This window comes from Terriglobales bacterium, assembly GCA_035487355.1.
Taxonomy (GTDB): Bacteria; Acidobacteriota; Terriglobia; order Terriglobales; family Acidobacteriaceae; genus QIAW01.
Map to the genome: position 1 here is coordinate 19,213 of DATHMF010000079.1, position 20,113 is coordinate 39,325.

The 20,113-nt window shown below is 54.6% G+C and carries 17 protein-coding genes; 14 read left to right on the forward strand and 3 right to left on the reverse strand.

Features of this window, described 5'->3' with window-relative positions; all coding sequences use genetic code 11:
- The first annotated feature begins 60 nt into the window (after positions 1-60).
- The 11 genes from VK738_14100 to VK738_14150 all read left to right on the forward strand — a co-directional run bounded on the left by VK738_14100 (position 61) and on the right by VK738_14150 (position 11,392).
- Complete coding sequence (locus VK738_14100) at positions 61-2,319, forward strand: LptA/OstA family protein (protein ID HTD23787.1); 2,259 nt, start codon at positions 61-63, stop codon at positions 2,317-2,319.
- Between the two features lie 23 nt (positions 2,320-2,342).
- Positions 2,343-3,083: an LPS export ABC transporter ATP-binding protein gene (gene lptB / locus VK738_14105; protein HTD23788.1), complete on the forward strand. Its 741-nt coding sequence runs from the start codon at positions 2,343-2,345 to the stop codon at positions 3,081-3,083.
- A 195-nt stretch (positions 3,084-3,278) separates the two neighbouring features.
- Positions 3,279-5,042: an RNA polymerase factor sigma-54 gene (gene rpoN / locus VK738_14110; protein ID HTD23789.1), complete on the forward strand. Its 1,764-nt coding sequence runs from the start codon at positions 3,279-3,281 to the stop codon at positions 5,040-5,042.
- A 111-nt stretch (positions 5,043-5,153) separates the two neighbouring features.
- Positions 5,154-5,759, forward strand: coding sequence for a ribosome-associated translation inhibitor RaiA (gene raiA / locus VK738_14115; protein ID HTD23790.1), 606 nt, complete (start codon positions 5,154-5,156; stop codon positions 5,757-5,759).
- Between the two features lie 142 nt (positions 5,760-5,901).
- A complete protein-coding gene (locus VK738_14120; protein ID HTD23791.1) occupies positions 5,902-6,273 on the forward strand; it encodes a hypothetical protein in 372 nt (123 codons plus the stop codon).
- Between the two features lie 8 nt (positions 6,274-6,281).
- Positions 6,282-7,037, forward strand: a complete 756-nt coding sequence (locus tag VK738_14125) for an outer membrane lipoprotein-sorting protein (protein HTD23792.1) — start codon at positions 6,282-6,284, stop codon at positions 7,035-7,037.
- A gap of 93 nt (positions 7,038-7,130) precedes the next feature.
- On the forward strand, positions 7,131-7,967 hold the full coding sequence (locus tag VK738_14130) for an outer membrane lipoprotein carrier protein LolA (GenBank protein ID HTD23793.1): 837 nt from the start codon (positions 7,131-7,133) through the stop codon (positions 7,965-7,967).
- Between the two features lie 102 nt (positions 7,968-8,069).
- Entirely contained in the window at positions 8,070-8,285 is a 216-nt protein-coding gene (locus VK738_14135; GenBank protein ID HTD23794.1) for a hypothetical protein, read from the forward strand.
- A gap of 399 nt (positions 8,286-8,684) precedes the next feature.
- Positions 8,685-9,530 carry a hypothetical protein gene (locus VK738_14140; GenBank protein HTD23795.1) on the forward strand — a complete coding sequence of 282 codons (846 nt, stop codon included), beginning with the start codon at positions 8,685-8,687 and terminating at the stop codon, positions 9,528-9,530.
- A 30-nt stretch (positions 9,531-9,560) separates the two neighbouring features.
- A complete protein-coding gene (locus tag VK738_14145) occupies positions 9,561-10,625 on the forward strand; it encodes a histidine kinase (protein HTD23796.1) in 1,065 nt (354 codons plus the stop codon).
- Positions 10,622-11,392, forward strand: a complete 771-nt coding sequence (locus VK738_14150; protein HTD23797.1) for a LytTR family DNA-binding domain-containing protein — start codon at positions 10,622-10,624, stop codon at positions 11,390-11,392. The genes VK738_14145 and VK738_14150 overlap by 4 nt, the downstream gene beginning before the upstream one ends.
- A 159-nt stretch (positions 11,393-11,551) precedes the next feature.
- Here VK738_14150 and VK738_14155 read toward each other — a convergent pair whose 3' ends face one another.
- On the reverse strand, positions 11,552-12,982 hold the full coding sequence (locus VK738_14155) for a glycosyltransferase family 39 protein (protein HTD23798.1): 1,431 nt from the start codon (positions 12,980-12,982) through the stop codon (positions 11,552-11,554).
- 137 nt (positions 12,983-13,119) lie between these two features.
- Between VK738_14155 and VK738_14160 the strand changes: the two genes are divergently transcribed.
- From VK738_14160 to VK738_14170, 3 genes are all read left to right on the forward strand, one after another.
- Positions 13,120-16,659: a polysaccharide deacetylase family protein gene (locus VK738_14160; GenBank protein ID HTD23799.1), complete on the forward strand. Its 3,540-nt coding sequence runs from the start codon at positions 13,120-13,122 to the stop codon at positions 16,657-16,659.
- 215 nt (positions 16,660-16,874) lie between these two features.
- Entirely contained in the window at positions 16,875-17,237 is a 363-nt protein-coding gene (locus tag VK738_14165) for a response regulator (GenBank protein HTD23800.1), read from the forward strand.
- A 102-nt stretch (positions 17,238-17,339) separates the two neighbouring features.
- On the forward strand, positions 17,340-18,446 hold the full coding sequence (locus tag VK738_14170) for an ATP-binding protein (protein HTD23801.1): 1,107 nt from the start codon (positions 17,340-17,342) through the stop codon (positions 18,444-18,446).
- A gap of 122 nt (positions 18,447-18,568) precedes the next feature.
- Here the strand turns inward: VK738_14170 and VK738_14175 are convergent, their stop codons facing one another.
- The gene (locus tag VK738_14175; protein ID HTD23802.1) at positions 18,569-19,231 is read right to left on the reverse strand and encodes a response regulator transcription factor; all 663 of its coding nucleotides are present in this window, start codon (positions 19,229-19,231) and stop codon (positions 18,569-18,571) included.
- A gap of 157 nt (positions 19,232-19,388) precedes the next feature.
- Positions 19,389-19,733, reverse strand: a complete 345-nt coding sequence (locus VK738_14180) for a PilZ domain-containing protein (protein ID HTD23803.1) — start codon at positions 19,731-19,733, stop codon at positions 19,389-19,391.
- Between the last annotated feature and the right edge of the window lie 380 nt (positions 19,734-20,113).

A 20,113-nucleotide genomic window follows, 5' to 3' on the forward strand; every position in this document is an offset into this window, starting at 1 on the left:
TAATTTCTCTTCTCCTTAATTCATATGGTCTCTGATCCTCGACAGCTCAGGAATTGGTTTTTGTACGCTGCCTGCGGGCTCGTACTGGTAGTGGTTGGATATTATTCCTACGCGCGTTACCGCTTTCACTCAGCAGGCCACAATCTGCCGCCCAAGCTAGCCCCAGAGATCCAGAAAAGCTCGGAAGGATACACCTACTCCAAGTCGGACCACGGCCGGACCTTGTTTACGATTCACGCGGCAAAAGCCCTGGAATACAAGGTGGGCGGACGCGCCAGATTGCAGGACGTAACCATCATTGTGTACGGCAAGGAATCCAACCGGTTCGACCAGATCTACGGAGCCGATTTTGACTACGATCCTGCCTCCGGTGACGTGGTTGCGCAGGGCGATGTGCAGATAGATTTGGAAAACAACATCCAAGGTCCCTCGCGCCCCGACCAGGCCCCGCCAGAAATTTTAAAGAACTTGGTGCACATTAAAACTCATGGTCTGAGCTTCAGTCAGAAAACCGGATACGCGGTCACTGAGGGTCTAGTTGAATTTCGCCTGCCCCAGGCCAACGGAACCGCTGTGGGCGCAATCCTTGATTCCAAGAGCAATATCATAACTTTGCAGTCCCAGGTGAATGTCAACACGATAGGCGAGAATCCGGCCAACATTAAGGCACAACGCGCAGTTCTGACCAAGCAGCCACGTCAGGCCGTGCTGTTGAACGCCCATATCGCAGAAAAGCAGAATACTTTTGATACTGACAAGCTGACAGTCTTCCTGCGCGAGGACAACACCGTCGAGCACATGCTGGCGGAAGCAGGTGTGCACGCCACCACCACCAAATCTGCCGGAGAAAAATATGACGTCCACGCCGGGCAGGGGACCTTCATGGTCGGAGAGCACAACATTCTGCAAACTGCGGTGCTGCATGGGAATGTAGTTCTCGATTCTTCCGGCGGACAAGTGATTCATGGTACAGCGGGTACGGCAGTGATTGACTTTACTCCCGACCGCCATCCCAGCAAGATCCATGCTACTGAAGATGTCCACTTTCGCCAGATCCAGGCCGCCAAGCCGGGTAAAAGCGCTCAGCAGCTTGAATTAATCACCGATGCGGTGGATATTTTCAGCGGAGCCAATGGTGTTTTTCAGAGTGCGGTTACCAGCGGCGCGGCCCGCATTGAAATTCAGCAGGCGGCAGCGCCAAAAACCGTAGTCACCGCCGGCGTGTTCAATGGAACCTTTGATTCTGAAGGCCGCATTAAGACCCTGCATGGCGAGCCCGATGCAAAAATCGTTTCGCCGAACCCCACGCCCAACCTGCCCGACAGGGTCAGCACCAGCCAATCTTTAGATGTGCTCTTTAATGCCAAATCGAACGAAAACGGCATCGAAAATATTGTGCAGCAAGGTAACGTGCATTATATGGATGAAGAGCGCCAGGCATTTTCCGATCATGCCCGCTATACGCCCGCCGACCAGATGCTGAACCTCACCGGCTCTCCTCGCGTGATCGATAACGGCAAAGATGGTGCGAAAATGCAGACCACGGCAGTCACCATGCGCCTGAACCGCGGCACGGGCGACGCCTTTGCCGAGGGCGATGTGAAGACCACGTATAACAACCTGAAGCAGCAGCCTTCAGGCGCGATGCTCTCTTCCGCCGATCCCATTCACGTTACGGCCAAACACATGGCCGCAGCCAAAGCCAGCGGGATTGCCCACTATACCGGCGACGTCCGCCTCTGGCAGGGCCCAAATGTGGTGGAAGCTCCGGCAATTGATTTCCAGCGAGAACACCGCTCCATGGCTGCGCTGGGAAGCCCGTCTGCGCCGGTGAAATCCGTCTTTATCCAGAACGATTCGCACGGCAAGCAGTCTCCGGTCCACGTGACCTCGAATCACTTGAACTATGCGGACGACCAGCGCAAAGCCCGCTATGAAGGCGAGGTGTTCCTGTTATCCAATGATGGCACCATGAAGTCCGACCATTTGGATATTTATCTGACGCCGGGCGAAAGCGCAAAAGGCGCACCATCCCCTGGGGCCCAATCCCAAGGCGCCAGTCAGATTGATCACGCCATCGCCGAGGGCAACGTGTTCGTGCAGCAGCCGGCCCGCACAGCCCAGGGAGAAAAGCTGGTCTACACCACCGCTGACAGCAAATACGTGCTCACCGGAACTTCTTCCACGCAGCCGAGTTTATACGATGCTGAGCGGGGCACGGTCCATGGCGATTCGGTAACTTTTTACAGCCAGGATGACCGGGTCCTGGTGGAAAGCTCAAGTTCTGTTCGGGCAGTGACCCAAACCCGGGTAAAATAGCGGTTTACATATAAAAGTCTTTCATGACAGCGAAAACCAGCACTTTGTGGACTGAGCAACTGGGCAAATCCTACGGCGGCCGCAGGGTGGTCAACGGCGTCAGTTTGAAGATCAACCAGGGAGAAGTTGTAGGGCTGCTGGGTCCCAACGGCGCCGGGAAAACCACAACTTTTTATATGATTGTGGGCCTCACGTCTCCTGACTCAGGCCGCATTCTCTTAAATCGCGCCGATATTACAGATGTCCCCATGTATTTGCGCGCCCGCGTGCACCGCATCAGTTATCTGCCGCAGGAGCCCTCAGTTTTTCGCAAGCTGACCGTCGAAGAAAACATCATGGCGGTGTTGGAAGCGCAGTCGCTCTCCTGGCATGAGCGCCGCGAGCGCATGGAAAAGCTGATTGACCAGCTCGGGCTGGGTGTCATCCGCCGAAACCGCGGCTATGCGCTCTCCGGAGGCGAACGCCGCCGCGTAGAAATCGCCCGCGCCCTGTGCATCCGGCCGGCTTTTATTCTACTCGACGAACCTTTTTCCGGCATTGATCCCATCGCCGTACTCGATTTGCAGAAAATCATCTTCGATCTCAAGGCCTCTGGCATCGGTGTGCTGGTTACCGACCACAACGTGCGCGAAACCCTCTCCGTCACCGACCGGGCTTATATCATTAATGAAGGCAGAATCTTCCGCACCGGCACGCCGGAGCAGCTCGGCAACGATCCTGAAGTGAAACGCGTCTATTTGGGCGAGAGCTTCTCTTTGGTGTAGGTGATTCCTGCAGCTTCCAGCTACTCCAAGGCATCAAATTGTGTATTAAAGGCCGATGAGCGCCGCTCTTAGATTGAATGTCAAGTTACTCAAGTTACTGAAGATTAAAATGTGTAAAGCTCCCCAATTAAGTGCAATTTATCTTCCAAACTGCGCGATAATAGGAGTAATTTAAAGCCTGCAAACATTCTTCTCATGGTTTTATTGCAACCCAGATTAAACGTCCGGTTGAGCCAAAAACAGGTTCTGACGCCCGGCCTTGTACAGATGGTCAGCGTGTTGGCCCTGAACAAGCTAGAACTGCGTGACATGATCACGGCCGAGATGGTCGAGAACCCGGTACTGGAGGAGCTGGAAGCTACCGTGCCCCTGCTGGATGAAGTCTCCCAGCGGGAAGAAGACCGCGACCGGCTTTCCTCACCCGCGGCAACCGAGGAACCCCGAACCGAACCGAAGGAGGAGGCCAAAGACCCCTTCGACGAAGTTGATTTTGGGCAGTACTTCCAGGAATATCTTGACCCCGGATACCGCAGCCGGCAGGAGTGGGAAGACGTCGAGAAACCTTCTTTTGAGAATTTCCTCTCCCGGCCTGCTACCTTAACCGATCATCTGACGTGGCAGCTTTCATCCATGCGCCTGAAAGAAGAGGTGGCTGAGGCCGCCGAACTGGTGATTGGCAACCTGAACGAAGAAGGTTATCTCACAGCCACCGAAGATGAACTGATGGGCGTGGTTGCTCCTGAGGCCATTGGCCGGGATATTCCCGAGGAACCAGCCTCCGTAGTGACCAGCAGTGAGCTGGAAGGAATTTGGGGAGAAGAAGGACCTATCGCGGAGCCAGACATCACGGCCACTTCCTCCCAGAATCCAGCCCAATCTGAAGCCACAGCTCCCGCCGCCAGTCATCCCCAGGAAAATCCCAAAGCTGAGACCGGATCCAGGCCCGCATCGGCCGCCACAAATAATCTTGTGCAGATGCCCATGCCCAAACCCAGCTTTACGGTTGAGCAGTTGCGGGAGGCCATTCAGATTGTGCAGCAAATGGACCCCGTGGGTGTGGCTGCGCGCGACATGCGGGAATGCTTGCTGGCACAGATTCATAACTACCAGCACATCGAAGAGGACCTGAATGGCGAGGAAGGCGAGAACCGCCAACTGCTGGCCGATTGCGAGGCCATTATCGCCAATCATCTGAAGGCCCTGCAAAAGAAGGAATTCAAGGAAATTACCAAGGCCATGGGCCGTCCGCTGGAAGCAGTCATGCAGGCCCTGGACTACATCAAGCGTCTCGATCCGCGCCCCGGCCTGCGCTATAACATCGTCCAGGCCAGGCTCATCGAACCTGATGTTGCTATCTTTAAGCAAGGCGACGAATACATGGTCTTGATGAACGACGAAGACCTTCCGCAGCTTCGCCTCAATCCCGCCTATAAAAAACTTCTGCACCGCGAAGCCGCGGAAAAAGATGTGCGCGTCTATGTGAAAGAGCGCTATAAGTCGGCGATTCAGCTTATTAAAAACATCGAGCAGCGGAAGCAGACGATTTTAAAGGTTTGTTATGCCATCATCCGGCGGCAGCATGAGTTCCTCGATTTTGGCATGGACCATCTCAAGCCCATGATGATCAAAGATGTTGCCGAAGAGATCGGCGTGCATCCTTCCACCGTGAGCCGCGCCGTGGCCAGCAAATATGCCCACACCCCCCAGGGCGTCTTCGAGTTGCGTTATTTCTTCAGTGAGAGCGTCAACGGGCCCGAGGGCGAAGGCATGTCGCTGCTCATCCTCAAGCGCAAGGTCAAAAAGCTGATCGAGGAGGAGGACCCAAGTCGGCCATTGACGGACGAACAAATCACCCGCATACTGCAATCACAGGGGATCCAGGTCACACGCCGGACGGTGGCCAAGTACCGTGAGGACATGAGGATTCCCAGCACGCATCAACGGCGGGTCAAAGACTGATTGCATCACGGGAGGTGACTGGAAAACAAAAAAACTTGCCTCAGCGCATCGAAGCTGTACCGGTTTCAAAAAACAACCCAAAACGAATAGACCCTATAAGGAGGGAGTTCGATGAACGTTGAGTACACCGGCAGACAGTATGAAATTACTCCCATCATCCGCAAGCAGATCGAACACGGCCTCTCCAAGATTCGCAAACTCCTGGGCGACAATTTTGATACGCACGTGATCCTGGCAGTCGAAAAACACCGTCATAAAGCTGAGATCACCATTACTATACGCAATCATCCTATCGTGGGGGCAGCGGAGGCCCTGGAAATGGTCTCCGCCGTGACCCAAGCCCTGGACCATATTGACCGTCAGGCCGTGAAGTATAAGAGCCGCTGGCGTACACGCAAGCGCGCCGCCAGGAAAAAATGGAGCGCCGTCAGCGGACGCAGTCTGCAGACCCCGCAGCGTGTCGTCGCCGTGGGCAACGATGAAAAAACCGCCGTTCAGGTGGTGGTGCATGCCTTTCCCGCCACTGTGAAGATGGCTGAGGCCCACGTGGTGAAGTCCTATGATTCGGTTTCACACACTCCTATGTCCCTGGAAGAGGCCATCAAAGAGTGCGAGTTTCGCGACCGCGAGGTCTTTGTCTTCCGGGACAATGAAGGCAAGGTCAAAGTGCTGCACCGCACCAAGAACGGCAAGATGGAGCTGATCGAAGCGCCCTAGACGCGCCCCATATCAAGAAAAAGGGCACAGGCAAAGTGCCCTTTTTTATTCTCCAGCCAAATTTCAATTGAAATCCAACAAGCACTCACCTTCAATGCCGTCTTGCGATTACAATCTTAAAGGTGTCGAAGGCCTTCCCAGAATGAAGAAGTTTTGGCAAACTCTTTCCAGTTACGTTTGGTGGACCCATGCGCGCGGCAGCGTGCATTACGACGTAATGGTGACGATTATCCTGCTCTTTATCTTTATTGCGCCTTTCAAGATTGATTTTAATGACAAACCGGCAGAGCGCATTCCACATCCAACCGGTATAGTTGCTTATCCCGACGGGGAGCGTGGCTTGGTTTTTGAAGTTGCAGCGTCGGCCGTCCCCAGCAGAGAGCCGGATGCAATCAAGGCAGATTTATTGCGTGCCATTCAGCCCTATGCCGGCAACGCGGAACTGGTCCGCTATGAAGCCGTTAAAAATGGCGGCAAGGTTTCACTCTACCGGGTTTGGATTCACAGACGGTGACGAACCGAATGAAATGCACAGTTTGTTTTTTTGCTGTGCTGGCTGTGGCAGCGTATGCCCCGGCGCAGCAATCCAACCATCACTCTGAGAAGCCCCAGGCGAGCGCCACGCAAAAATCCAACTCCGGCGCTTCATCGCCGGAAGCCAAGGAGCCAGGACTGGCATCCGTACTTTCGCAGATGGATGCCGCCTCAACCAGGTTTCATTCGGCTGAAGCTGATTTAACCTCAATTCAATATCAGAAAGTTGTGAATGACACGGACACTCAGAAGGGCAGGGTTTACTTCCGCCGCACCAGTAAAGAGCTGCAAATGGCGATTGATATTACCGACCCTGATTTGAAATACGTTCTGCTTACCGACAGCAAGGTGCGCCTCTATCAGCCCAAAATTGATCAGGTTACCGAATATAGCCTGGGCAAAAACCGCTCTGACATTGAGGGGATGTTTGCTCTGGGCTTCGGCGGGCGGGGGGACGATCTGCTGAAATCTTTTGATGTGGAGCTTGCGGGCAGCGAGACGATTGACGGAGTAAAGACCAGCAAGTTGCAACTCACTCCCAAGACCGACCGTGTGAAAAACATGTTTTCCCGCATTGAATTGTGGATTGATCCTACGCGTGGCATCTCGCTCCGGCAGCAGTTCTGGGAGCCCAGCGGCGACTACCGCCTGGCCAACTACAGCAATATCAAGATGAATCATGGGATTCCTGATAGTATTTTTAGGCTGAAGACCACCAACCGGACCAAAACAGTCACGCCGTAAAAAACCGAGTTCTGTTCAGGTAAACTAAGCCCCGCAAGTGCCCTCAATCGCATCAATCTGCCGGGTTTGGATTCACAGGCGGTAACGAACCGAATGAAATGCTCATTTTGCTTCTTCGCAGTACTGGCCATGGCGGTGTGTGCTTTTCCGGCGCAACAGTCGGGCGTTCACAATGAGAAGCCCCAGTCCGTGGCCGCACAGAAATCCGGCCCTGGCGCTGCTCGCAAATCCAGCTCCGGCAAAAAGCACAAATCCAGATCCGCTGCGGCCCAGAAACCCGTCGCATGCCCAACAATCTCAGAAACTCCCGAGGGGCCAGAGCTGAAATCGCTGTTTTCGCAAATGGATGCTGCAGCAGGCGCTTTTCACCGGGCGGAAGCGGATTTGACGCAAGAGGACTATCAGAAAGTTGTGGCGGACCTCACCATAGAGACAGGCAAAATTTACTTTCGCCGGACGAAAAAGGGCTTGCAAGTGGCGATGGATTTTCTGAGCAGTCCGGACTCGAAATATGTGCTGCTCGCCGACGATAAGATCAGTTTCTATCAGCCGAAAATTGACCAGGTCACCGAACATCCGTTGGGTAAAAACAGCTCTGAGACGGAGAGCATGTTTGCCCTGGGCTTCGGCGGAAGCAGCCATGATCTGCTGAAGTCGTTTGACGTCAAGGTCGCGGGCTCTGCCGTGATGGATGGCGTCAAAACCAGCAAACTGGAACTCACGCCCAAAACCGAGGGCCTCAAAAAATATTTTTCCCTCATCGAGTTGTGGGTTGATCCAGCACGTGACATCTCGCTTCGGCAGAAGTTCTGGCAGCCCAGCGGCGACTACCACCTGGCTTGTTACAGCAATATCAAAATGAATAAGAGGATTTCTGGCCGTGTTTTTAAACTGAAGACCACGAGACGAACCAAAACCGTCACGCCATAAAAACAGTCCGTGGTGCAAGAAAGTTCTAAAAACTACCCGAAAACTAAGCTCCGAAAGTGTCCTTAGTCGCATCTATAATAGGGTGCATTGACGGAGTAGACCATGGGTAAAGTCCTTTTCATTCCGACCATCCCTGATCCCAGCCGCCGTAAGTCTTCCCGGGCGGGCGACCCACGTTACCTTGAAGGACAACGCCTACTGGTTGAAGCCATGAAATATCTGGCCCAGAGCGATCCCGCGAAAAACAAACAGGCCATCGAGCTACTTTCCCAGCACTTTCGCACCCAGTTCCGCATGTCCGATTCACCTCTGAGTTAGAGCCGGGCTAGCTATGGGAGCTGGCGGCGCAGTTTGGAGTCAGTTGGGGATACAGCAAGAAGATACGAGGCCAGCAGTTGCGGACCCAGCAGAAGGAGCGCCCCGTGCAGTCGCAGCACGGTCCGTTGAGCCGGGTCAGTCCGCTGTGCGTCAGCAAGCAGATTTGACGCTGGCCGAGCTAGGCAATTCCAGAAATTGTTTATCGCCGTCGCATTAGGGGCTGAAGCCATTTGTTCTGCACCTTAGCGCGGGCCTGAAGAAAGGCCCGCGCTTCCACTCTGACATGGTCCGGTCCATCCGCCGCTAACTACCTGCAGTCGGGAATTGTTGCCTTTCGTCGCTGAAGGAATGACTGCATTCCTCCTTCTACAGCAGACTCCATGTCAGGAGGATTATCCAATGCACATCAGAAATAGTTCAGTTTTCATACTCAGCTTTGCCATGATGGTAATTTCCAGTCAGCCGGGCCAGCTTTTGCTTGCGCAATCTTTGCCCGCGCAAACCTGGAGCCTGCCGCAGGTTACAGCGGTGAAGGACAACGGCCCTCGCACGTACCGGTTCACGGTGGATTACAACACGGCCAACACCAAAGGCGAGATTGTTCACCGCCAGCGTCTAACGGGGGAATACACCCGTGGGCTGACGCAGGGAGACGTCATGTGGAAGAACGTTGCCCAAGCCGAAGCCGACGGCGCCACAGCTCCGTTCGGAGCGGCGCAGAAGCGCGATTTCATGGAAGGATTCCGCTATCACAATGATCTTGGGGCCACCTTGAAACCCGATTTCTTCAAAGGGTTTCCGCCTACAGCGGTTTTTGAGCGAAATCTGGTCTGGGACACGGGCATGATTGAGCATTTTGGCCAAGACTTTTTCGAGCACCTGAAGCTCAACGAGCCCTACCATAACATCTCCAACGGGGACGCAAACATGCCGGACGTGGGCACCTTTCATAACCGCGACGTCGTGCTAGAGTGGATTGGGCGTTCGCAAAGAAATGGCCAGGAGTGTGCCGTGATTCAGTACCAGGCGTTCTTCAATTCACTGGAGATCGTCAATGGCGGGATGAGTCTGAAAGGGCGCAGCGACTACTGGGGGTTGATTTGGGTGTCGTTGGCAACCAAGCAAATTGAATATGGCACTCTCTATGAGAATGTGACTGGCGAACTGAAACTCGCAGGTCAGGATACAACCCAGCCCCTGAGTGTTTTCCGGGCGGGCAGCCTGGAACCGATGAACACGAAATAAGGACTTTGAAACTGTGCAAAGGCAATGAACATGGCCCTGACTTCAACCAAGCGCAGATGGGTGTTTTCTTTGCTGTGGGTCAATCTTGCGGTTGCACTGGTGGTCCTGATCCAGGTTGTGAGCAATCAGATTTCCGGCGTCAGGGAACTGCTGCATATAGTGGCCTACGCGCTGGTCTATGCAAACCTGACGGGAATTCTTGGCATGTGGGCAATGGGCGGACTCGCCGAGAGAATGGCGCTCCGCCAATCCCGCCTGGTTCCTGCCGTGGCCGTGGGCATTATCGTATTTAGCGCTTTGGGCTGTTTGATGGCACAGACACTGTTGATGGGGTTAGGCTTCGTGGTTCCACAACACTTCTGGCTGGAATACTTTCACACATTACGTGTCGCCATGCCCCTGGCGGTGGTGTTCGGCCTGGGGGCTGTAGTCCATGGATCATTGCGGGAGCGCGTGCAGGTTATGGAGGAGAAGCTTCACGAAAAAGAAGTAGCAGAAGAGCGAACACAGAAGCTGGCCCTGGAAGCACGGCTGCGGTCGCTGGAATCCCGCATTCATCCGCACTTTTTGTTCAACACCCTGAACTCCATCAGCTCACTCATCACAGTGAATCCTGACCGTGCGGAGCAGATCGTGGGCCGGTTGGCAGCATTGCTGCGGGCTTCCCTGGACACCAGCCATCAACCGCTGATTCCATTACGGGAAGAGTTGGCGATAGTGGAAAGCTATGTTGACATTGAGAGAACACGCTTCGGAGACAAACTGCGTGGCTCGGTGAACGTGCCCTCAGAGCTGCAAGACGCCAAGGTGCCGCCCATGTCGGTGCAGTCGCTGGTCGAGAATGCCGTAAAGCACGGGATCACTCCGCAAAGCGGCGGCGGAGAATTTCTGGTCACAGCATCGGCGGAGAATGGCAGCCTGCGAATCGAGGTCCGTGATAACGGACCAGGCTTCGACCTGGCAGCCATTCGCGCCAGCCATGGACTCGACAGCCTGGTGGAGCGTCTGGATACGTTGTTTGGCGCAAAGGCGCGTCTGAATGTTTTCCGGCGAGACGGCGATTGTGTAGTTGAGATGGTTTTGCCCCGTCTATGAAACTGCGTGCATACCTGGTGGATGATGAACCGCTGGCGCTGGAGCGCCTGCGCAGATTGCTGGAGCGCACGGAACGCGTGGAGGTGACCGGCAGCACAACCGAACCCGAGGAAGCAGTTGCAGCGTTGACAGCGAATCCACCCGACGTGTGCTTTTTAGACATTCAAATGCCACGACTGAATGGTTTTGAGGTTTTGGCGCGGTTACCCAGCCAACCAATCGTGATTTTCACCACTGCCTACGATCAGTACGCGCTGCAAGCCTTTCGGGTAAACTCCGTTGACTATCTGCTGAAGCCGGTAGGGCCGGAGTCTCTGGACAGGGCCCTCAAAAAAGTCGAGCGATTGCGCGGCTCGAGCCAGCCTCAGCAGCCAGATTTACAGGCGCTCCTCAAAAACCTTGTGGATTCCTTGCACGAGACCAAACCAGAGTATCCGGACCGCATTGCTTCGCGGCTGGGGGACCGCCTCTGGTTCATTGATCTTGCGCTGGTGACGCACTTCTATGCTGAGGACAAGCTGACGTATGCAGTGTCGGAGGGCAAAGCATACTGCGTGGACTATGCGATTACGGAGTTGGAGAGAAAGCTGGACTCGAAAAAATTCTTCCGCATCCACCGCAGCACCGTAGTGAACATAGACTGGATCAAAGAAGTTGCACCGCTCCCTGGAGGGGCCTTGAGTGTTCGCTTGAAAGACGTCAAAGACACGATTTTGACCGTTGCACGAGACCGGTCGCGCGAATTCAAAGCGTGGGCAGGGTGTTAGCCCTGCACAATGCAATCGGTCTGTTTCCGCAGCCTCCTTCAGCCGTGCGTTAAGATACAAACAAATAGATTTTCAGCCCGGTCTCGATGGATACAGCAATTCTGAAACAGTTCTAAAGTCGCGTCCTGACACATGTCTCGAATCTGCCATCCAAATCGTTTATGAAGAGGGCCCAACTTTTTTCCGCACGAAAGCCACACCTGCAAATGCCAGCACCACGGGAAAGCATTCCAGCGTGTAGCGAGGTTCGGGGTTTTCCAGCGTCCCCAGAAACAGCGAACGCACCACAACAAATCCGACCAGAAGGACAAAAATCAGCGCGGGCGCACTTATCCAATGCCGCGGCCAGACTCGAAGCATGCCAATCAGGGCCAGCAGAATCAAGATCAGGTTCAGTGCTCCCAGCCCGATGGCAATCCATGAATCCCAGCCATTGTCGTCAATCCGCCACCAGTCAATATCCAGTGGCAGCATATCAACGCGAGGCCTCAGCCACATGTCGGTGATGCGCAAGGCCGGAAGCCATACGTAATATCGGAACGGGTGCTGCCGGATGCGCTGCTGCGCCAGCTCGTTGAATTGGGCGTCAACTTCGGGCGACAGGGTCAGGCCATCATTGTAGGAATCCACCAAGGCCTGAGTTTGAGCGCACTCCTGCTGCGAGTCGCAGGCGCGGGGAGGCAGGTCCTCCATGGCAATCTTCTCTCCATCCACGTGCCATTCGACGTTGTATACCGAGATGTAATCCACCACCCAGGTTTTCAGCCAATGATAGAACCCCGTACTGACAAATTCGCCGGGATCGTTGGCATAGCGTGGCGCCAACGGTTCAAAATGGCCCATTGTTCGCCAGTTGCGTACAGTCCAGGGCGTAAGCAATACCATGACCGCCATGAGCGTGAGCAGGCCGGAAACAAGTGTTCGCTTTGGAAATTTGAACAGAAGCGGGAGCAGGACTGCGCCGGTCATGGCGAGCACAATGCCGGTATCAGGACGAAAAAGGAGGCCGGCTCCCAGGGCAAATCCACAACCCAGCCACCACTTCCAGTAGCCGGGGGAGCCATGGAACAAAGACCCCAACCCTTTGACCGCGAGATAAAGAGCCAATGCTGTAAAAAAAATGGCCCAGGTTTCCGTGAGCGGTGTAGCAACAAAATTGGCGAGAAACGGACACAACGCCGTCAACAAGAATGCGATCAACGCTGGACGCTCTGCCCGCGAAGCATCCTGCGCCGCAAAATCCTGTGCGCGGGTTATCTCAAGCGCCAGGGCGCTGACTACGAAACATGTTCCCAGATCAACCACTACCTGTGTGAACATGGCGGAGTTATAGTGCTCCATGCCGAATATCTTGAAGAGAATGGCCAGAAAGGTTGGGTATCCTGGCAGCCGGATGTACGTGGCTTGCGCTACGCCGTCATTGGTTAGTCCATAGACGCCGTGCAGCAGCCAGTTTTTGGCGATATCGCCGTAAACGAAGGTATCTCCCTGGAGCACCGGGAATTTGAAGATAAATATCAGGCGCAGCCCAATGGCTGCCAAGGTGCAGAAGAGAAAGAATTTAAAGTGATGGTGCAGCAGTTCGCGCACGCAAGCAATATCGCGCGTTCGTGCCCCCCTCGTCAATACTCTATTTTTATATCGTTTTAACTGGTAATGTTTCTCAGGGTGGGTGGCTGCTTGAGCGGCCCAGAGAATGAGAAAATAGTAAGGGTACACACAAAAGAATGGCAAAACCTGTATTTCTAGACCCGCAGCGCAAACGCTGGAAGCGGCTGCGGCTCATCACAGATCCGCTCGGTGTTGTTCTCACGGTAGTGATCGTGTTTTTTGCCTATTCGCTTTTTCGTGATGAGCATTTGACCAACCTGTTGCTTCCGGAAATGCGGAGGCCTCTGAAGGCGCTCAAAGAACCAGGCCGCAAAGTGCGCCGTCATGCCACCACCAGCCGCAGAAACCGGCCGCCAAGTTCGCAGGTCGCACCCAACTCCGATTCTGATGAAGGTGTCCGTGCCGCTTTTTATGTGCCCTGGGATGAAGCCAGTTACGCTTCGCTGAAAGAGTATTCAGCGCAAATAGATCTTTTGTTTCCCGAATGGCTCCACGTGGTCACACCCGATGGACGCTTGCAAGCCGTGACCGAAAGCAACACGATGTTCGATCTGATCCAGGGCAACGTGGTGCATGCCGTGGATCCTCCGCACAAGATCATGCAGTTCTTGCGCGAAGAAAAGGCCCAGACAGAAGTATTTCCGCTGGTCAATAACTACGACTCTGTTTCCAACCAGTGGCTTACCAGTATCGGCACAGTTTTGAATGATCCTGCAGCACGCCAGCGTTTTCGCTACGAGTTAATGCAATTTCTGGCCACCGATCAATATCATGGGGTCTCGATAGACTTTGAAGAAATTCCGCTCAATGCTCAGCCCGGGTACGACGCCCTGGTCCGCGAACTTGCCCTGGAGCTGCATGGCCGCGGAATGAAGCTTTATCTCAACGTGCCGCCGCACGATACCGATTTTGATTATCATTTTCTGGCTGCTCAGGCGGATGGGTTGGTTCTGATGGATTACGACCAGCACGCTCCCGGCATGGCGAATGGACCGGTTGCCGCGCAGGATTGGTATGTCAATAATCTGCGGCTGGCTTTGAAGGAAGTTCCGCCCGAGAAAGCTATTGCTGGAATCGCAAATTATGGCTACGACTGGACCGTGCGCAAAGGCGCGCGCGCACCGGCATTGGCTGATATCAGCAAGGTCTCAGTGCAAGAAGCCTGGCTGCATGCTCAGGAATCGGAAGATACAATCGAATTCGATTCCGATTCGCTCAATCCCCACTACGCGTACATGGATGAATCCAATCTTCGCCATGAAGTATGGTTTCTCGATGCGGTTACGGCCCTCAACCAAATGCGTGCTGCACGTACGCTGGGCATTAATACCTTTGCTCTGTGGCGGCTAGGTTCCGAAGACGGGTCTCTATGGGCGGTGTGGGACCGCCCCCGCGAAGCCGATGCTCCTCAAAAATTGCGCAGCATTCCACCCGGACAAGATGTTGACATGGAGGGCAAAGGGGAGATCCTGCAGATCGAACGCGCCCCAGACTGGGGTTGGCGTGACGTCACCCTCGATACGGATTCGCAGTTGATCAACAACGAGGCAGTTATCACGTATCCCATGCCCTTCCAGGTGAATGAATATGGCGCGTCGAAAAACCAGGTCGCACTTACCTTCGATGATGGGCCAGACCCGAACTATACGCCCAAGATTCTTGACGTCCTGAAGCAGGAGAATGCCAAAGCGACATTTTTCGTTATCGGAGCGCAGGCGGAAAAGTTTCCCGAGCTGACCCATCGGATTTATGACGAAGGGCACGAAATCGGGAACCACACATTTACCCATCCCGATATCAGCAACATCTCCAGTTTCCTGATGCGTCTGGAACTCAATTCCACCGAGCGTCTTTTTGAAGCCAAGCTGGGCGTGAAGCCCCTGTTCTTTCGTCCGCCATATTCCATTGATGCTGAGCCCGATACCGCCGAGCAGGTGGAGCCGCTTCGCCTGACCCAGGAGATGGGCTATATCACTGTGGGAGCGAAGGTTGATCCCAATGACTGGCGCACCACGCCCCGCCGCACTCCTGAAGACCTTGCCGCAGATGTGATCCAGCAGATCACCCAACCACGTCTCTCCTGCACCCAGGTTCCATGCGCCAATATTGTGTTGCTGCATGATGGCGGAGGCAATCGTGAAGCCACGGTGCGCGCTCTTCCCATAATGATCCGCGAACTGCGTGCCCACGGCTTTGAAATTGTTCCTGTCGCGCAACTGATCGGTAAGACGCGGGCAGAAGTCATGCCCCCTTTGACCACGAATGAACGCTGGACTGCCAGGGTTGATAATCTTGCATTTACTCTCTACGGGTTCTTCTATCAGGCGATTGTCATCATCTTCTTTTTGGGCAATATCCTGATGACCTCGCGCCTGCTGATTGTGGGTGGCCTGGCCGTCTTTGACCGCTTTCGAAAACCTAAAACGGGAACGCAGGCACCTTCTGATCCTTCCTCTTTGCCCCCGGTGGTGGTGCTGATCCCGGCCTATAACGAGGAGCGCGTGATCGTGAATACGGTGTGCTCCGTGCTGGCTTCCGAATACCCAGCCGGCAAATTACGTGTCATCGTGATTGACGATGGTTCGACCGATGCGACTGTTCTGGTTACCCAACAGACCTTCGCCGGTGAAATTGCCGAGGGACGGATGCAGGTGCTCACCAAGCCCAACGCCGGAAAAGCTGAAGCCCTGAACTTTGGCCTGGCACAGGTGCGCGACGATGAGCCAATTTTCATTGGCATTGACGCCGATACCACGATTGCGCGCAATGCCATCGCGCGCCTGGTGCCGCATTTCCAGGATCCAAAGGTGGCCGCCGTGGCCGGCAACACAAAAGTCGGCAATCGCGTGAATGTGTGGACCCGCTGGCAGGCACTCGAGTACATTACCAGCCAGAATTTTGAACGGCGCGCACTAGATGCTTTAGGCGCTGTCTCCGTTGTTCCAGGGGCGATTGGTGCCTGGCGCACCTCCGCCGTGCGGGCCGCAGGAGCATATCAGCTCGGCACGGTTGCCGAAGATGCCGATCTGACCATGTCTCTCCTGGAGCGGGGGTTCCGCGTCCAGTACGAAGACCGCGCCCTTGCCTTTACCGAAGCGCCCATCAACGCCAATGGGCTTATGCGGCAACGCTTCCGCTGGTCTTTCGGAATTCTGCAGTCGCTATGGAAGCATCGCGGCGCATTCCGCCACAAGGGTGCGCTGGGCTGGTTTGCCTTGCCCAATATCGCCATTTTCCAGATCCTTCTGCCCATGGTTTCGCCCTTGATTGATCTCATGTTTGTCTTTGGTGGACTGTCGTATTTCATAGACCGGCACTTTCATCCCTATACGGCCAATCCTGCCAGCTTTGAGAAGCTGCTGCTCTTCTTTGTCGTGTTTCTCGTGACGGATTTTATTACTTCGGTGATCGCCTTCTCGCTGGAGCGCCACGACCCGGGCAATGGAGAAGATATTTGGCTTCTCAGCCAAGTTTGGCTGCAGCGTTTTGCCTACCGGCAATTGTTCTCGCTGGTGTTGTTTAAGACCCTGAAGCGAGCCATTGATGGCCGTCCGTTCTCCTGGGATAAACTCGAGCGCACCGCCGCCATTCCCATCGCGCAGAAGGATATGGGTTCCGACCATGCTTCCCGTGAAACCCATGCCATCATGAAGTGACACGGTGCAGGCGCTGCCAATCTCTGCTGCTAAGAAACTGAGAACTAACTGAATACTGTGGGCTGAGTCCTCAAAGTTTGCATTTGACTTTTGCTTGCTAGAGGCTTAACAATATGCCCAATATTGGGTTGCAGGGCGGTAAAATGCAGCCTACAGCGGCACCTCCCAAGCACGTTGCTTCCCGTTACGTGCACGGGTCTCCAAGGACCCTTTATATGGCCAAGATTTTATGTGTGGACGATGAGCCTCACGTAGTGACCCTTAAGTGCGCCATTCTAGAGGCCGCAGGACACACCGTGACCGCAGCTACCTCCGCCCAGGACGCGATCAATAAACTCCAGCACAATGCCTTTGACGCCGTTGTTACCGACTGGCGTTTAGGGGATGCCAATGGCCGGAGCGTCGTCCAGGCCGCTAAAGACCACTCTTCCATGCCAGTCGTAGTGGTTTCTGGATATGTGGCAGAAGCCTTTCAAGCCGCCGAGCCTCTGGCCGACCTTTACCTTGAAAAACCTGTCAATCCGGATGAACTGGTCACCATTGTGAATGAACTCTTAAAGACCGCTGACCGCACCTGACCGGTTCCTGCCTTCAGCTTGACCGAAATTTGTTGCCATCCATCCGAAAACCTATTTATGTCTTTATGTCATCAAAATAATTAAGCTAGTCCCAGGAGTGTTATGTCTAATGGCCGCCAGAAGATAGGTCTATTGCAGTCTGAGCTGAAAGTGTTACTCGAGAGCATGCCTGAGGCCGTATTCATTTTTAGCGCGGATGGCGTCGTCGCCGAGACCAACTCGGCCGCCCAGAAGCTGTTTGGAAATGGTCTTAGGGGCATGGGGCTGACTGCGCTGATGCAGGACATAGCCGTGGAGCGCGGGGGACGTCCCCTTCTAGTTTCCGACTCTGCCGTCAGCCGTGCTCTTAGGGGTGAGAGCATACAGCACGAGCAGCGGGTCTACATCCGCGCAGGCGCGGAGCCACTCGACGCCTTGATTACCGCCGAGCCCATGCGCTCTCTGGATGGCGAAATCACGGGCGTTTTAGTGATCATTCGCGATGTTACCGAACTATATGACTTACAGCGCCGCCTGGAGGATACTGAACGCTATCTCGCTATCGGCCAGATGGCCGCCGATATTGCCCATGACATCAGCAATGTATTGAGCGCCATCTCCCAGGCAGCGGTGGTGATGGAGCGACAGCAAAACGCCGGCGACGGCGAGCGCCGCTTCTTTCTTGCCACGATTCAAAATGCCGCGCGCCGTGGCGCGGAAATCATCCAGCGGATGGGCGAATACATTCGCGGCGGTAAAGGTGAGCGCCTGCCAGTGGATGTCACCGAGATCCTACGGGAAGCCCTGGACCTGACCCGGCCCCTGCTGGACGCCCGGGTCAATATTGAGTTGCAGACCGGCATGCTGCTGGCCCTCACCGTGCTGGCCAACGCCGCCGATCTGCGCCGCTCGTTTTGCAATATTATTCTCAATGCCATCGAGGCCATGCCCCAGGGTGGCGTGTTGAAGATTTCGTGCCGGAGAGAAAAAGATTGTGCAGTGATTGCAATTGAAGATACCGGCGTGGGTATTACGCCGGAAGCCCGCACCCGGATTTTTTCTCCTTATTTCACAACCAAAGCCAAAGGCACTGGACTCGGGCTCAGCGGCGCGCGCCGCATTGTGCAGACCCACGGCGGCGATATTCGTTTTGAAAGCGAACCTAATCGGGGAACAAAATTCTTTGTCCAGCTTCCGCTTATCAACAATAAGGGGGAAGTGGCGGCTTGAGCTGTTCTGAGAACGTGACGAACTGAAACAGTTGTTAAGTTGCTCTCTAGAAGGTTTCACAATGGAGAAGCCCGGACTTCAGTTTGTTCTTTACTGAGTGCTGAAAACTGAGTACCGAGTACTTAGGGTTGTGTGGTTGCCGCAGTTGAGGCGGCTGCTGCTTCTGCGAGCATACGGTGATGGATGGTAAATAAAGCGAGCTCCAGGCGGTCAGAGACGCCGATCTTGTCGTACACGTTGCGCAGATAATTCTTGATGACCTGCTCCGTGGTGCCGAGCTGGCTGGCGATTTCTTTGTTTTTATATCCCTGCACGATCAGGGAGACGATCTTCAGCTCCTTGGGAGTGAGGCGGTCTCGTACACGGGCGCCGACTTTGTCGTCGGTGCCATTATCGGAGCTTATGGCAATGGGGGTTTCACTCTGCACCCAGGTCTGTCCCTTGGCGATCTTGCGGATGCATTCCACCAGCGCCGTTCCCGTCACATTGCGGAACACGACCCCGTGCACACCGCGAGTAACATAGCGTGACAGGTTCTCGCTGTTCTCGGCCACAACAACCAGCTTGGTATTGTGCCGGCCGGTGGCGGCAATCACGTCGCGCAGGGCGGGGTGCAGCACGCTGGCAAAGATCAGGATGGAGGCGCGAAACTTTTCCAGGGCCATCAGCGTCTGCTCATAATTCTGCGTCTGCGCCACCACGCGGATTTCGTCTTCCACCGCCAGCACCTTGGCCGCTCCGGCACGAAAGATCGCCTGATTATCGGCAAGAATCAGTTTCAACATACGTCTTTGGCCCTGCACATCTGAAGCAGGGCTTGTGCCCTCACTTCGCCCGGTTACGCTCACGTTGGTTGTCGTTCCCTTTGCCTTACCCGGCAACTCCGCTCTGTGTCCGATTCTATCTTGCCTCGACCCAGCTTTGCCCCCGGAATGATGCATATTATTTACGCACGAATTCGTAACTATCAATCACGCAGGCTACGCCAGTCTTCTTCTTCAACGCTGTTTTCCCCTTGCCGGTCTCGCGGTCGGGGTGGTCCCCGGCCCGGACCACGCGGCCCTGGCAGCGGATCTTCACGTCCTTTTTTGCTCCGATGAATTCGGCCGGCAACGTGATATCGAACTCGATAGGTGAGCCGACGTCGAATTTACCGTCAGCAAAAATAAAGACCCCGGCTGCGCTCAGGTCAGCCGTCTTGCCCTCCAACTTGGCGGTCGTCTTGACGCCGCGAATGGTCGCGTTTAATTCCAGCGGGAACCGTTTTCCCGTCCGCCAATCTGCCACAATTCCCCTCCTGGCCCTGATTCCCACAATGAAACCAGCCCTTAGGCGGTTTTTATACCACGAAATAGCCCTTAAAGATAGGGCGGAGAAATCCAGCTTAAAGCATAGTGTAAACCAAAGCACCGCTGTCGCCGCAGTGAAAAACGCAGTGCAAGCAGCTTTGTTTTGTTTCGGTTGTGTGTGCCTTCCGATCAATACAATGACCGAGAGACTTATTTACGACAGCAATCCGCAGAACCAGAGCGGCATTTATGCAAAACCTGGAGCCGTTTCTTTGAACCCGTTTTGAACAGGACGGATTTGAACATGCCAGAGTCTCCAAAAAATTTTTCTTCTCGTGACAAATTCGCTCCACCTGTTATAATCATGCGTTTGCTTAG

Bases quoted from the DNA above. Each gene is read 5' to 3' on its own strand.
- VK738_14165 (HTD23800.1), top strand. From the start codon at position 16,875: ATGGCCAAGATTTTATGTGTGGACGATGAGCCTCACGTAGTGACCCTT.
- VK738_14150 (HTD23797.1), top strand. From the start codon at position 10,622: ATGAAACTGCGTGCATACCTGGTGGATGATGAACCGCTGGCGCTGGAG.
- VK738_14170 (HTD23801.1), top strand. From the start codon at position 17,340: ATGTCTAATGGCCGCCAGAAGATAGGTCTATTGCAGTCTGAGCTGAAA.
- VK738_14140 (HTD23795.1), top strand. From the start codon at position 8,685: ATGCACATCAGAAATAGTTCAGTTTTCATACTCAGCTTTGCCATGATG.
- VK738_14120 (HTD23791.1), top strand. From the start codon at position 5,902: ATGAAGAAGTTTTGGCAAACTCTTTCCAGTTACGTTTGGTGGACCCAT.
- VK738_14160 (HTD23799.1), top strand. From the start codon at position 13,120: ATGGCAAAACCTGTATTTCTAGACCCGCAGCGCAAACGCTGGAAGCGG.
- VK738_14175 (HTD23802.1), bottom strand. From the start codon at position 19,231: ATGTTGAAACTGATTCTTGCCGATAATCAGGCGATCTTTCGTGCCGGA.
- VK738_14135 (HTD23794.1), top strand. From the start codon at position 8,070: ATGGGTAAAGTCCTTTTCATTCCGACCATCCCTGATCCCAGCCGCCGT.
- VK738_14145 (HTD23796.1), top strand. From the start codon at position 9,561: ATGGCCCTGACTTCAACCAAGCGCAGATGGGTGTTTTCTTTGCTGTGG.
- lptB (HTD23788.1), top strand. From the start codon at position 2,343: ATGACAGCGAAAACCAGCACTTTGTGGACTGAGCAACTGGGCAAATCC.
- VK738_14125 (HTD23792.1), top strand. From the start codon at position 6,282: ATGAAATGCACAGTTTGTTTTTTTGCTGTGCTGGCTGTGGCAGCGTAT.
- VK738_14130 (HTD23793.1), top strand. From the start codon at position 7,131: ATGAAATGCTCATTTTGCTTCTTCGCAGTACTGGCCATGGCGGTGTGT.
- rpoN (HTD23789.1), top strand. From the start codon at position 3,279: ATGGTTTTATTGCAACCCAGATTAAACGTCCGGTTGAGCCAAAAACAG.
- raiA (HTD23790.1), top strand. From the start codon at position 5,154: ATGAACGTTGAGTACACCGGCAGACAGTATGAAATTACTCCCATCATC.